The sequence below is a fragment of the Campylobacter sp. CFSAN093226 genome (assembly GCF_012897595.1).
Lineage (GTDB): Bacteria > Campylobacterota > Campylobacteria > Campylobacterales > Campylobacteraceae > Campylobacter_D > Campylobacter_D jejuni.
This window is the reverse complement of sequence record NZ_CP040608.1, coordinates 521,895-535,203: the sequence shown is the minus strand read 5'-3', so window position 1 is coordinate 535,203 and position 13,309 is coordinate 521,895. Positions and strand designations below refer to the sequence as shown.

At 28.9% G+C, this 13,309-nt stretch carries 15 protein-coding genes and 2 tRNA genes; 3 read left to right on the top strand and 14 right to left on the bottom strand.

The features are described 5' to 3' along the window. Positions 1–2: 2 nt before the first annotated feature. Both FBF02_RS02855 and FBF02_RS02850 read right to left on the bottom strand, forming a co-directional pair. A complete protein-coding gene (locus tag FBF02_RS02855) occupies positions 3–446 on the bottom strand; it encodes a GatB/YqeY domain-containing protein (protein WP_002858625.1) in 444 nt (147 codons plus the stop codon). Positions 447–457: 11 nt separating this feature from the next. After that, complete coding sequence (locus tag FBF02_RS02850; RefSeq protein WP_002852104.1) at positions 458–1,477, bottom strand: bifunctional 3,4-dihydroxy-2-butanone 4-phosphate synthase/GTP cyclohydrolase II; 1,020 nt, start codon at positions 1,475–1,477, stop codon at positions 458–460. Positions 1,478–1,569: 92 nt separating this feature from the next. Between FBF02_RS02850 and FBF02_RS02845 the strand changes: the two genes are divergently transcribed. Both FBF02_RS02845 and FBF02_RS02840 read left to right on the top strand, forming a co-directional pair. After that, a tRNA-Gln gene (locus tag FBF02_RS02845) sits at positions 1,570–1,644 on the top strand. 33 nt (positions 1,645–1,677) lie between these two features. Next, positions 1,678–1,753, top strand: a tRNA-Met gene (locus tag FBF02_RS02840). 21 nt (positions 1,754–1,774) lie between these two features. Here the strand turns inward: FBF02_RS02840 and FBF02_RS02835 are convergent. The 10 genes from FBF02_RS02835 to FBF02_RS02785 all read right to left on the bottom strand — a co-directional run bounded on the left by FBF02_RS02835 (position 1,775) and on the right by FBF02_RS02785 (position 9,731). Then, positions 1,775–2,647, bottom strand: a complete 873-nt coding sequence (locus FBF02_RS02835) for a YafY family protein (protein WP_002852073.1) — start codon at positions 2,645–2,647, stop codon at positions 1,775–1,777. Next, a complete protein-coding gene (locus tag FBF02_RS02830; RefSeq protein WP_002852192.1) occupies positions 2,644–3,711 on the bottom strand; it encodes an HP0729 family protein in 1,068 nt (355 codons plus the stop codon). The genes FBF02_RS02835 and FBF02_RS02830 overlap by 4 nt, the downstream gene beginning before the upstream one ends. 8 nt (positions 3,712–3,719) lie before the next feature. Beyond that, positions 3,720–4,589, bottom strand: coding sequence for a hypothetical protein (locus tag FBF02_RS02825; protein ID WP_002858485.1), 870 nt, complete (start codon positions 4,587–4,589; stop codon positions 3,720–3,722). Positions 4,590–4,594: 5 nt separating this feature from the next. Beyond that, a complete protein-coding gene (locus tag FBF02_RS02820; RefSeq protein ID WP_002865392.1) occupies positions 4,595–4,876 on the bottom strand; it encodes a hypothetical protein in 282 nt (93 codons plus the stop codon). A gap of 325 nt (positions 4,877–5,201) precedes the next feature. Next, positions 5,202–6,668, bottom strand: a complete 1,467-nt coding sequence (locus FBF02_RS08985) for a hypothetical protein (RefSeq protein WP_002851118.1) — start codon at positions 6,666–6,668, stop codon at positions 5,202–5,204. 18 nt (positions 6,669–6,686) lie between these two features. Continuing rightward, a complete protein-coding gene (locus tag FBF02_RS09045; protein ID WP_002858615.1) occupies positions 6,687–6,965 on the bottom strand; it encodes a ubiquinol-cytochrome C chaperone family protein in 279 nt (92 codons plus the stop codon). 383 nt (positions 6,966–7,348) lie between these two features. Then, positions 7,349–7,414 carry a DUF3944 domain-containing protein gene (locus tag FBF02_RS02800; protein WP_100221710.1) on the bottom strand — a complete coding sequence of 22 codons (66 nt, stop codon included), beginning with the start codon at positions 7,412–7,414 and terminating at the stop codon, positions 7,349–7,351. Between the two features lie 78 nt (positions 7,415–7,492). Continuing rightward, a complete protein-coding gene (locus tag FBF02_RS02795) occupies positions 7,493–7,699 on the bottom strand; it encodes a membrane protein (protein ID WP_002858584.1) in 207 nt (68 codons plus the stop codon). Then, entirely contained in the window at positions 7,690–8,292 is a 603-nt protein-coding gene (locus FBF02_RS02790) for a hypothetical protein (protein WP_002864511.1), read from the bottom strand. Before FBF02_RS02790 ends, FBF02_RS02795 begins: the two co-directional genes overlap by 10 nt. Positions 8,293–8,354: 62 nt before the next feature. After that, positions 8,355–9,731, bottom strand: a complete 1,377-nt coding sequence (locus tag FBF02_RS02785; RefSeq protein WP_002858532.1) for a replicative DNA helicase — start codon at positions 9,729–9,731, stop codon at positions 8,355–8,357. A 153-nt stretch (positions 9,732–9,884) separates the two neighbouring features. On the opposite strand from FBF02_RS02785, the gene FBF02_RS02780 reads away from it, so the two are divergent. Beyond that, entirely contained in the window at positions 9,885–10,814 is a 930-nt protein-coding gene (locus FBF02_RS02780) for a DUF2860 family protein (protein ID WP_002868074.1), read from the top strand. Positions 10,815–10,861: 47 nt separating this feature from the next. Here the strand turns inward: FBF02_RS02780 and FBF02_RS02775 are convergent, their stop codons facing one another. Continuing rightward, positions 10,862–12,190: an MATE family efflux transporter gene (locus tag FBF02_RS02775; protein ID WP_021034200.1), complete on the bottom strand. Its 1,329-nt coding sequence runs from the start codon at positions 12,188–12,190 to the stop codon at positions 10,862–10,864. 180 nt (positions 12,191–12,370) lie between these two features. After that, a complete protein-coding gene (locus tag FBF02_RS02770; RefSeq protein WP_002856867.1) occupies positions 12,371–13,306 on the bottom strand; it encodes an NAD(P)-binding domain-containing protein in 936 nt (311 codons plus the stop codon). Positions 13,307–13,309 lie beyond the last annotated feature (3 nt).

The following is a 13,309-nucleotide window of genomic DNA, read 5'->3' as shown; positions in this document are numbered from 1 at the left end:
AATTATTGTAAAAGCTCTTTAAGTGCTAAATTAAGTCTTTTGCCATCAACACTCGCACCTAATTTTATTTTAGCTTCTTTCATTACCAAACCTTGTTCTTTTAGTGAACTTACGCCCAATTCTTCTATAAGTTGTTTTAAGGCTAAAGTTAACTCCTCATCACTTAGTTGTTTAGGCAGATAAATTTCAAAAAGACTTATTTCATTTTGTTCTTTTTGTGCTAAATCTTCACGATTTGCCTTAAGATAAAGTTCGATTACGTCTTTGCGTTTTTTGATTTCACTTGCAATGATTTTATAAATTCTTTCATTATCCAACTCTATTCTTTCATCCACTTCTATTTGCTTAAAAGCTGCATTTAGAGTTCTTAAACTATCTCTTTTAAAATCATCTTTTTGTTTCATTGCCTCTTTGATATCGTTTAAAATTTGTTCTTTTAAAGTCATTTTTTTCCTTTTTAGTTAAAATTACAAGCTTTAAGATTTAAACCAAAACCTTCTAAACCTATATAGTCTTTATCACAACTTTGAGATAAAAGTTTAATTTCTTCTATACCAAAATATCTTAAAATCTGTGCTCCTATACCATAGTTTTTGTATTGAGTAGTACTGGATTTTTCTCCTTGCATGAAAACTATAACGCCACCATTTTCACTAAGAAATTTGATTTGCTCTAAAAGTTTTGAAAATTTATCTGAAGTTAAAAGCTCAAAATCACTACCACTGATATGAAATTTAACATTTTCACATTTTTTGATATCTTTAAAGCAAAAAGCTATGTGTTGGGTTTGATTATGATCACTAAAGATAAATTTTTCTGCTTTAAAGCCTGCTAAAACACTTTGACTTTTTTCTTCAAGCTTAATAAGGCTTTCATGTTTTAGGCGATATTCTATAAGATCGCTTACGGCTATCATATTTAAATCATGTTTTTGGCAAAAAATTTCTAGATCTTCTCTTCTTGCCATATCTCCATTATCTTTTACAATTTCACAAATCACACAAGCACCTTTTAATCCTGCTAATTTACAAAGATCAACCGTGCCTTCTGTATGACCTGTGCGTTCTAAAACCCCACCTTTTTTTGCGATTAAAGGATTGATATGTCCTGGTCTTACAAAATCACTCGCTTTAGCATTATCATCGGCAAAAATTTGTATAGTCATATTTCTTTCATAGGCGCTAACTCCCGTTGTAGCATCTTTTGCATCTACGGTTATAGTAAAAGCAGTTTCGTGGTTTGAAGTATTTTTAGGCACCATTAAAGGAAGTTCAAATTTTTTTGCCAAAGTTTCATCTAAGGCTACACAAACCACACCACGAGCTTCTTTTATCATGAAATTTACTTTTTCTTGAGTGCTAAATTGCGCAGGAAAGATTAAATCGCCTTCATTTTCTCTATCTTCTGCATCTACCATAACAAGCATTTTTCCTGCTTGTAAATCCTTAATCGCTTGTTCTACGCTAACAAATTTCATTTTTATTTCCTTAAAATTTTTAAAATTATAACTTAAATTGCTTGACAAATAAATTAAAATTCATTATAATCACACTTTTAAAAAATATTTATTGGGGTATCGCCAAGCGGTAAGGCAACAGGTTTTGGTCCTGTCATTCAGGGGTTCGAATCCCTTTACCCCATCCACTTCTTATTTTATATTTCAAAGATCTTATATGCCGCGAAGTAGAGCAGTGGTTAGCTCGTCGGGCTCATAACCCGAAGGTCGGGAGTTCAAATCTCCCCTTCGCAACCAGTTAAGGATTTAAAATAAATTTTATTTAGATAGATTGTTTAAATAACTTTTTAAAATATCTTCTAGCCGTATTTTCAGTTCTATAGGAGCTAGAATTTTTATATAAGGAATCCACTGTTTAACCAAATGTAAAATTTCATCTTCATAGGAAACTTGAGTGCTTAAAGTATAGCTTGTTTCATCTTTATCAATGATTTGATAATTGCTTAGTATTTCTTTTCTAAAAAAATATTCCTTAGCATTTTTATCAAGTTTTAAAATCACTTCTTTGCTTTCTCCAAGCCAGATATTAGGATCATTTTGGATTTGTTCCTCAAGTTTTTCATTGGGAATAAAATTTTCATTTTTAGTGCGAAGTTTTGAAATTTTATCTAAATTAAAATGTTTTAATTTATCGTTTTCATCCCCTAAAAGATACCAAATTCCCTTGTAATTTACGAGTTTGTAAGGTTTGATTTGGCGTTCTTTTTCCTTATAGAAAAAATTTAATACATTGTGTTTGAGTATAGCCACACTAAGATCTTTAAAAAGCTCATAATCCACCTTTTGAAAACCTTCATTTTTTACCATCAAAACTTTATTTACCCTATGGCTTAAAAGATCAACTATAAAGCCTTGATCGAGTTTTGGATAAAGCTCAGCAATGCCACTTAAGGTGGCGAAATTCTGTATATCTTTAAAGCTTAATTTTCCCAAAGCAAAGCTTTCTAAAACATATCTTCCATTTTCTTTTTTAATAGGCATAAAAGTAAGTCTTTCGTTAAGATCCCTTTGTATGGTTCTTGTATCGACATTAAACTCTTGTGCAAGCTCTTGGGCGCTTAGACTTTCCCCATTGTTAAATTTTGATAAAATCTGCACCAAGCGTATGCTTAATTTGTCGTATTCTTTCATGAAATTTCCTTGTGGGTTAAAATTCTTTTTAACAAACTTACGCCTTCTATGCCTAAAATTTCATTTCTAAGTTTTTTGACTTCATTTAAACTTGGGGCTTTCGCATGAACGGCTTCATTACGGATTTCTTGAATGATAGTAAGACTTTTTGAAAAAGGATAATTGATAAATTGAGTTAAACTTTTTCCTAAATGACATTGGATATTTTCATGTCTGAGTAGAAATTTAATACTTCCAAGATTGGGTTTTTGGGTAAAAAAATCTTTAAGTATAAAAGATTTGCCTTGGACATTATAAGCTAAATCATAAAGGCTAGGATCTTTCATACAAGCTTTTAAAAGAACTTTTTTGGCAAAAGCGTAAATTTCATATTCTAAGGTTTTAGAGTATTTGACTATAATACTTGTAAAATCATTTAAAAGATCGTTTTCGCTTTGCAAAAGCTCTAATTCTGCATGAATGATATTGCTTATGCTATCAGAGTGTAAGAGATAAAAAATCCTTTTGCCAAAAACAAAGCGTATGAAATTTTCTTGCATGGCTAGGTATTCTTTGCTTTTATACACACTTAGATAATGCTTTTCATCTCCTAAAAAATAAGAACACTCTTCTTTTAATCTCACAGGCAAAGGATAGGTGTAATGATTGCCATAGATAGCATAGGTGTGATCGTTTGGTGTGATGAAATTGGCTAAAAATTTATCTCTTAAACGACTAAAATCTTCCCTGACCAATTCTCTTAAATCACTAATAATAAAAAAGTCTTCCACTTCTAAATTTTTTTCTTTATAATAACTAGGAATCAAACTTTCATCAACATTTTTAGAAATTTTTACCACCTTAGCGACAAATAAATTAGCATAATCGCTTAAAAAGAGTTGCAAGAAATTTTCTTCATTTGTACTTTGGTAAATTTCTTCTAAGGAATTTTGCTTTTCTTGATCGTTGAGTTTTGATTTGATTTTGCCAAAGGCAACTTGGGATTTCTCTTGTAAAATGCTTAAATGTTGCTTGATGACATCTTCTTGATAGTAGGGATTATAAAGGATTAAAAGGTGGTTCATGCTTTGCCTTATTTTAGGATTTCTTTAAAAGGCTTAGATTTATTATGAGCTTCAATTAATAAAATTTTACAAGTGTCATCTAGATATTTTTCTAATTTTTTATTATCTATTTTTCCATTATTATATAATATATAAATTTCTTTAAGAATTAAAGTGCTAAATCTTATAACATTAATTAAATTGATTTCAGAAAGGAAAACTACCGGATTTGTTATAGGATTTTTACTTTTTATCCATGCACCACCAGTATCAATTAATAAAAAAGTACCAGATCCTATTAAAAGCATTTTATTTAATTCAGGTATGTTATCTTTTGGTATACATTCTTTCCATTCTTTTTTGTGGTAAAATTTAGCTTTTATTATATACATAAAACGAATTAGCATTTTATTAATCATAACAGGAATAGACATAGTAACTCCATGCCTAAGATCATATCCTTGTTCAAAAACTTGGGTTGCAATTTGTGCTAGTGTTTGTCTATGTTGTCCAAAATTTCCAAAATCACAAAGTAAAAATAAATTATAAAAAGGCATAGGAATGCCTGCACCTCTTTCCTTGCCTCCACTAGATCCACACCAATCAGATGCTAAATGTCCAAACCAATTAAAAAATCCACAAAATATTTTAGCAATAAAATTTCCCCCTTGTAATTCAAAAGTATTTGTATCTATGGTTATGATTTTTCCGTTGCTGACAAAAGTTGAAGTATTGGTAAATTGATTTACTATAGATACAAATAACCCGAAAATATCTGGAGAGTGACCTATGCTTTTTAAATGATGATTTTTCATACTTAAATTATCTACTTTTCCATTTGTTCCATTTCTTCCATTTGTAGTAGTTTGATCATAATTAATTTTAAATTTGTTTTCCAAAAACGCTATACACTTTTAGTTAAATCTTTGTTTTTGTCTAATGCTTTTTGCTTATCCCAACCACATAATTGTGCAAATTTTTGAGTCATTTTTTCTACCGTCTTATCTACCTTTTTTCCTAGATAGCTATCTTTAGGATTTCCAACTAAAAAAATGTCCATAATGCCAGCTATTGCTCCACATGTTATTGCTATTAAATAATCATACTTATCGCACTCTGCATTTCTATGGGTAAATTCATCTTCAATTCTTTTTTTAACATCTGATAAATTTGAATAAGTGATCAAAAATTTTAAAGAATCTTCATTTGAGTTTATTTTTTTAAGTTTAAATATTTTTCAATTTTTTGACAATATGTTTCCCAATTGCTATAAGTGTTAAAAAAAATTTTCCAATGAATCGATTGATTGATTTTCCTTATATTCTATATTGCTCAAATTTTGATTTTTTTCTGTGATACTATTTTGAATCTGTTCTATGGTTAAACATTATTCTTTGATATTTTTTTCAATTTCGGATAATTTATTTTGTATTAAAAAGATTTGTTGTTTTTCGGCTAATATAGCCTTTTCTATTTTGGTGTTTTCTTGTATTTTATCCATAAAATTATCCTTATAGATTTTTTAATTTAAAAAAATTTGAAAGTTTTTCTAAATCCGACGAAGAAAGATTGTCATTGCGCTCATACTTATGAGTATTTTGATTATAGGTATAGTATTGTTCTATAAATTGAATATCATCTTCTTTTAGATGATTATTTATTGTTATCAATGAAAGCGTTTCTGGGCAATATAAAAGTTTTTCCCTTTCTTTAAAAGTTTCATTATTTTTTGAAGCCAATTTTAATAATTTTATTAATTCTTGTAAATTTTGTGTATTTGTATTACATTGCTCAATTAAATTATTGATGATATCAATAATTTGGGTAATTGTTTTTTGATTTTCTTTGAGAATTTCTTGAATAATAAAAAGACGTAATTGTTGTTTGTTTTTATTGTGATATTTTTTTGAAGAATCAATTAGTGGTAATTTTATTAATTCCCCAAATCCTAGTAACTCCATAATTGATACAGACATGCCAATTGTCATTCCTGAAAGATGTAAACCGTTTAATGATATATTATTTTTTGTAGCTGTTTCGGATATAAAGTTAAAAATTTGCTGAATTTCTTTATTATCGTCTAATATTATTTGATATTCTTTTTTAATGATTTCTTTTACCCAATAGATTTCTTTAAGGTCTTTGATTTTAAAAATGTCTTTGTTTTCATACAAAAAATTATAAATTTTATTATCTTCAAAATCTATATCAATTAAGTCTTTTATTAGCGAAATTAAAATATATTTGAATTGCATAAATCTAGATTCTTGTTTTATGATGTTTAGCAAATCTTCAAAACTAGAATGTTTATTATGTAAAAAATCTTGTATTTTATACCTTGTTTCTGAAGCAACATTAATTTTATTCATTAGAGCAAAAATTTTGATTGATCTTTTTTCATCTAAAAAACCGTATTGATCTAATATTATTTTAATGATAACTTTTATATAGTTTTCTTTAATACTTTCGTTTGTTTTTTCTAAGGCTTGTGGAAACATACTTTCATTTTTAAAACTTTCTATGTTATTTTTTGAAGTTAAGATGTGTAAAAAATTTATTATAAGCTCATCATTTTCTTCTATGTAGTTTTTCTTTTTGAAATCATCAAATGAAAGATAAGATGTTCCAAGATTATGAAAAGATATGGGAAATTTGATGTCTTGAAGAGTTGTTGTTTTTTCAGGTAAGGATTTATTTGCCTCTTTGAAATCTTCATAGTTGATTTTCATTAAAACTTCATCTTCTTTTCTTTTAAAGATAACTTCTTTGCCAGTAAAACATATTCCGGTAGTTTTGCTAAAATAATTAAAGGATGTTGAGGTATCATAAAAAGCAATAATGTGTTCCGAAGATACCTTAAATATCTTCGAAATTGTTGTAATTTCTTGCTCTTGCATATTGAAAACAAGTTTTATTTTTTTTGTATTTAATGAATTTTTATCAATATTTTCTATGATAAATTGGCAAATATTTTCCATTAATGCATTTCCTTGTGTTTAGTTTTTTGTATTGTGTTTTAGTCTTAAAATTATAATTTGAAGTACTGCTGGTATAGTAACCCTATAGGCTGGGCTAGCTAAATCCAATGCAGTCCATGTGGTCATAATTGTCCAACCTACCGGACCAGAAAAAAGACTTAAAGCTCTTGTAAGTGTTGCATTTGCCGCAAGAGATAAACCTCTTCCTAGTAAAACTTTCATAACTTGATTTGCAACTATTACTGCAATTTGATAGCTTTTAAATCCACCTATTTTAATAAGAGATTGCAATCCCATTACAACTGTTTGTTTATTAATATTAGAAATGCCAAGTTCGAAAATATTTACAAGTTCTCTTAATGTATTTTCATCTTGAGAATTTTTTAACTCTTCTTCTATTAATTTGCATAAAAGTGATGTTTCTATGGAGTTTGTGCTTTCATTTTCATCAAATTTTACATCAAATTTTTTTGCAACATCGCGTAGAATTTCATTATATAAACTCCACCACCTCGAAATATATTAAGAATACTATTTCCTCCAAATTTTTGAAATTCTTCTAAAATGAGTTCGATATATTCTTTATGATCTGGATAATGTTTTTTATAAAGATCATTATTGGTTAACTCTTCAGTAAAACGAACTTTCCCGTCTTTATCATGGGTTAAAATTTTTACAAGCTAATCGAGTTCTGGACTGCTTAATTCTTTTAAGAATTCTAAATCTTTATCATATCTGTAGGCCATATTTTCTCCTTGTTTTTAAAATTTTTAACTTTGTATTTTATCAAATCCCCCCCCCCAGTCAAGGGGGAAGTGAAATTTTTAAGTTTTACGCCATAGCACTAGCGCTAAAATTGTGATTAAATATATAGCACAAAATATTATATTATAAGGATAAGGTTGCATAGAAAGAAAAATAAGTATCGCTATGCCAACAAAAACCATAAACGCTATAAAATACAAACCACACATCAACACTATGGCAACAAAGCCAGCTATAAGGCTTAAAATTCCAAGTATTATTCCCATTGTTTATCCCACATAGGAGAACTCCACACAGAAGGAAAAATATACTGAGGAAAAGTTTGAAATTTTGTTTGCAGATAAAATCTCTGTGTTTTTCTCTCCATACTTTCACTTATCATTTTTACAACCGCTAAGTCATTTTTTTCGCTTTGTGTTTCCAAAAAAGCACTCAAGCATTTAAATTTTTTAGCATAGTCGATCACTTTTATCATTTGATCTTTATAAGACGACAAAAGAAATTCTGTTTTGTGATTATTTTTAGAGGTAAAATTTTGCTCAAATTCTAAAAATTCCTTAGAATTAAAATATTTTGAAAAGCCGCTATAACACTCCATGCATTCGCAAAGAAATTCTTGAATTTGATTTTTCTTTTGTTCGATTTCAAGCTCTCTTTTGAGTTTGTATTCTTCGGTATTGATTACATCCTTACAGCTTGGAACAATAGCATGTGTATCAAATTTTCTTTCTGGCTTGGATAATTTTTCGTATAATTTTTTTATGCCATATCCTGTAGCTGTAAGAGCTATACTACCAAATGCGATTTGTTTTAACATTTTCTCTCCTTGTTTTAAAATAACAAAGAAAGTATAAAACACCCTTGCGACAGGTTGTGTCGTAAAAAATAACTTTAAAATATTAAAAACTTATTTTATTAAAGCTAGCCTGTAAATTCAGTAGTTTCATAGCCTATAGGTTTATCTACAAAACAAGATTTTTCTTTTAAAAATACAACTTCTATAGTTCCAACAGGTCCATTTCTATTTTTTCCAACAATAATTTCAGCATTTTCTTGCATAGGATTTGGTATAAAAAGCCTTTGATAAGCTTTGCCTTCAGCTTTAGCTTTATTCTCTCTTTCTTTTTCTTCTTGTTCTCTATAAACCTCATCGCGATATACAAACAAAATAGCATCCGCATCTTGCTCTATAGCTCCACTTTCTCGCAAATCACTCATCAAAGGACGCTTATTTGCCCTTTGCTCTAAGCCACGATTAAGTTGTGAAAGTGCGATAATAGGCATATCAAGCTCCCTAGCCAAAAGCTTAAGTCCTCTTGAAATTTCACTAACTTGCAAATGTCTATCATTAAAATTTGAATTACTCATCATAAGCCCTATATAGTCAATCACACAAAGTCCTATACTTTCATCTTGAGATTTTAAACGCCTTAAAATAGCCCTTACATCAGCAATAGTTGCATAACCACTATCGTAAATATATAATTTCTTTTGACTATAATCATTGCAAGCATCTCCTAAACGCTCCCATTCATCATCGTTTAAATCTGCAGTTAAAATTTTTTGCAAAGGAATAGAAGTTTTAGAAGATAGCATTCTTTGCATGATTTGAGTTGCAGGCATTTCAAGAGAAAATAAAGCCACGCCTTTTTTTTGTCTTAAAACCTTATCAATGAAATTTAAACAAAGAGTTGTCTTTCCCATACCTGGACGCGCGGCGATTATTATAAGTTCACCCCCTTTAAAGCCTTTTGTCATTTTATTTAGACCTTCAAAACCTGTATCAAGCCCTATAATACCTTTATTTTCTAAAGTTTTTTGCTTTTTAAATTCTTCAAAAAGTTCTGATATTACCATATCAACATCTTTAATATCTCTAGAATTCACACGATTTGTAATGCTAAAAATTTCTTTACCAATTTCATCTGCGATTTCACTTACAGCACGATCTTCATTGATACGAGTTGGCAAAAGATGTGCAAAACTCAAGAGTTGTCTTTTTACGGACTTTTCGTGAAGTTCATTTACATAAGCAGGCAAATCTATCATAGAAGGAGTGGCAAGAATTTCTGCTAAAATTTGCTCATCTATTTTTTTATGTTTTCTTAAAAAACTTACAGAAATGGGCTCTTTGTTATTACTACAAGCTATAACCGCTTTAAAAATATCTTGGTGAGCTTTAAGACTAAAATCTTTTGGGCTAATATCACCTGCTATACTAGCATAAGCTTCTTCACTCATGATACAACTGCTTAAAATAGCTCGTTCTAAATCCAAGTCATAATACTCTTGCTGCACTAAATTTCCTTATAAATATAAATTAATTCTAAAAATTCTATCTAAAAAAACTTAAATTATAAAACTTAATTTTTTTATAAATATTTAATGTAATATTAGTTACAATTATAAATGTAATTTAATTACAAACAACAAACATTTCAAGGAGAACATTTGAAAAAATATTTATTTTCCTGTGTTTTAGCCTCCATTTTAACCCAATCAGCTACGGCTGTAGAATTTCAAGAAGGTTTTAGTGGAAATTTAAGCATAGGTGTGGGTGCAAGGGATATTAAAAGTAATATTTCAACCTTGGCAAACAGTGATTATCTAAGCAGTCACAATGCTGATAATTCAGACTCCTCTTTCATTCCTTTTATCGGTGCAGAACTTTACTATGGTAATCTTATAGATAATGATAGAATTTTTATTAAAAACTACAATGGAAGAGATATCAGCGGTATAGCTTTAGGCTACGAAAGAGCTTATTTAGAGCGTTTTAGCACTTCTTTTTCTGTAATTTCCTCTTTAAGAGAAAAAGCTTATGCAAATCCTTATGCAATAGGAAATAGAGAAGAAACTGATGTTGATAGATATGGTTTTAAAATCTCTCAACTTTATGAAAGTGATTTTGGGAAATTTACCACTTCATATTTATTTAGCAAAAACAAATATGATAAAGACACTATCGCACAAAGCTCTTTAAAAAGGGAGGGATATTATCACGAAATTGAATTAAACTATAATTATAGCTTATTAAACCTAGGGTTAAATTATGATTACAATGATGCAGACGGAAAAGCTCAAAGCTATTCAAGATATGGTTTTAGTATAGGAACAAATTTGGCTTTTGCTAATGATTACATCTTCACTCCAAATTTAAATCTTAGCAAATATGAAGCAGTAGGAACTGATCCTATCTTCCACAAAAAACAAGATGGTAATATAGTTAAGCTTAATTTAAAAGTTGTTAAAAATCAATTTTTGGGTTATAACGGACTTTATGGTTTTGCAAATTATGGCATAGAAAAAAGAAATAGCGATATAGGATTTTATGATGAAACCTATCAAATTGTCCTAACTGGTATAGGATATAAATTCTAAAAATTACAAAAAAGCTCCTTTGATAAAATTTAAAAAAGATCTATCTCCTATAAAGATAGATCTTTAAAAATTCTTTTAAGAAAAATCCAAGCTAAAATCAAAACACAAAATTCAGCAAAAAATGGACTTAGCCATACTCCATTTAAACCCATAAAACAAGATAAAAACAAAAGAAAAAACAAAGGTATAAATAAATTTTGCGCCAAACTTAAAACCAAAGAAAAGCTTGCCTTATTAAAAGCTGTCAAAAAAGAACCACTTAGAACATTAAACCATGCAAAAAAATAATTAAAAGCAAAAAGCATCAAAGCTGTATAAGCAAAAGTTTTAAATTCTTGATTGTTTTCTTTTGTAAAAAGCGTGATTAAATTTTCTCCAAATATCAATATAAGCACTATAGAGAATAAAGATAAAAATCCCCCTGCAAAAAATACCACTTTTATAATAGCTTTGATTCTTGAAAAATCTTTTTTAGCATAGTTGTAACTAAGCGCAGGCTGCATTGCATCACCTATAGCAATAATAAGCATTATAATAAAACTATCAATATATAAAACTATAGAAAAGGCTGCCACGGCTTGAGTATCAGAAATTTTTAATAAAACAAAATTTGCAAAAATACTATACAAAGATCCTGAAATATTGCCAAAAAACTCACTGCTTCCGTTATAAAGAATATTTTTAAAAATTTTTAAATTCATATATAGGCTCGAAATTTTAAGCTCTAAATTTTGAAACAAGAAAGGAAAAATTCCAAAAATACCACCTAAAACAAGTCCCAAACAAGTTGCAAGAGCAGCTGAAAATAAGCCCCAACCCAACTCGACTATAAAAATATAATCAAGCACTATATTGCTTAATGCTATAATCACATTCATTACCATACTATAAGCAGTTTTTCCGCAAATTCTTAAATAATTATCCAAAGCAAAAGAAAGCATAGTAAAGGGTGCAAACAAAGCAAAAACAAACATACATTCTTTAGTCATCGTTTTAATCTCATCGCTAACATTTAAACAATCAATCAAAACAAGTCCTAAAAAATACTCCAAAATTCCGATAAAACAAGAGATTATAAAGATAATCAACATACTTGAGCTAAATATCTTTCTAGCTAAATTCTTCTTGCCTAAACCTAAATGCATAGAAATTTGCACTGCTGATCCTATAGCTATCATATCAGCCAAAGCAAAAGACATCATGATAAAGGGAATAATCAAGGCTAGTGCCGCTAAAGCATCACTTCCTAGATATTTTCCAACAAAAATTCCATCAACTATATAATAAAAAGAAATAAAAGCCATGCTTATAACATTTGGCACGGCATATTTTACAAAAAGCCTAAAAGGGCTTAAGGTGCTAAAAATACTTGACATAATAATCCTTAAAATATTTAAAATTAAAAATATTTTAAACCGCTAATAAAATGCCAAAAGTCCTAGTATGTAAGAATTTAAATAAAGTAATTTCGCAATAAGTTTATTAATATTTATTTTATTTTGCATATGAATTTTCTAGATTAAACTAAAATAAAAATTTAGCCCAAAGGCTAAATTTTAAAGCACAGAAAGAATTTTCACAGCGTCATTTAACCCTGTAACTATACTTGCTCCATTTTTAGTAGCAATATCTCCTGCTACAAAGATGCCTTTAACATTGCTTTGTTTGTTTTCATCCATTAAAGGCACGCCTTTATCATCAACATTAATCCCACATTTTTGTAAAAAATCAAGTGGAGTAGAACCACCAATAGCATAAATGATTCTATCATAAATATCGCTTGTACCATCGGTAAAATTTACTTTAGCTTTGCCATTATCATCTTCTACTTCATTAATGTCAATTCCTAGTTTTAACTCTACCTTACCCGAATTTCCAGCTTCGTGAATATCTTTAAGATTTATATCATTTAATCTTGTAAATTCTTTTTTACGATAACAAAGGCTAACTTGATTTGAATTTGCCAAATCCACAGCGTATTCTGCTGCTGAATTTCCGCCACCTACAACAAGAATTTTTTCATTTCCCAAAACTGAATTGGCATTAAAATTAATGATTTTTGTTAAAGTCATAGGAAGTTTGTAATCAGGTTTATTAGGTTTACCCATTCTACCTATAGCAACAATAATGTTTTTACACTCATAAACACCTTTAGCTGTACTTACTAAAAAAACTCCATTTTCATTTTTAACGCTCTCAACTTCAGAACCAAATTCAACTTCTATATTGTGCTCTTTTAAAGCGTTTTGAAAAGTTTCTATAGTGCTTTCTTTGGTGCCATCTTCAAAAGGAACATGTCCGTGATTGGTTCCTTCGCATCCCTTATAAGCTTTATCTACTCTTTTGCCATCCTTATAAAATTGCATTAAAGTTTGACAAATGTTATTTGATTTTTCTAGTATCAAAACTTCTTTGTTTTTAAGCTTGGCTTCAACTGCACAGCCTATCCCTGTTGGACCTGCACCTACTACAATTAAATCTATTTTTTTCATTTA

Bases quoted from the DNA above. Each gene is read 5' to 3' on its own strand.
- FBF02_RS02855 (WP_002858625.1), bottom strand. From the start codon at position 446: ATGACTTTAAAAGAACAAATTTTAAACGATATCAAAGAGGCAATGAAA.
- FBF02_RS02850 (WP_002852104.1), bottom strand. From the start codon at position 1,477: ATGAAATTTGTTAGCGTAGAACAAGCGATTAAGGATTTACAAGCAGGA.
- FBF02_RS02835 (WP_002852073.1), bottom strand. From the start codon at position 2,647: ATGAAAGAATACGACAAATTAAGCATACGCTTGGTGCAGATTTTATCA.
- FBF02_RS02830 (WP_002852192.1), bottom strand. From the start codon at position 3,711: ATGAACCACCTTTTAATCCTTTATAATCCCTACTATCAAGAAGATGTC.
- FBF02_RS08985 (WP_002851118.1), bottom strand. From the start codon at position 6,668: ATGGAAAATATTTGCCAATTTATCATAGAAAATATTGATAAAAATTCA.
- FBF02_RS09045 (WP_002858615.1), bottom strand. From the start codon at position 6,965: ATGGGATTGCAATCTCTTATTAAAATAGGTGGATTTAAAAGCTATCAA.
- FBF02_RS02795 (WP_002858584.1), bottom strand. From the start codon at position 7,699: ATGGGAATAATACTTGGAATTTTAAGCCTTATAGCTGGCTTTGTTGCC.
- FBF02_RS02775 (WP_021034200.1), bottom strand. From the start codon at position 12,190: ATGTCAAGTATTTTTAGCACCTTAAGCCCTTTTAGGCTTTTTGTAAAA.
- FBF02_RS02770 (WP_002856867.1), bottom strand. From the start codon at position 13,306: ATGAAAAAAATAGATTTAATTGTAGTAGGTGCAGGTCCAACAGGGATA.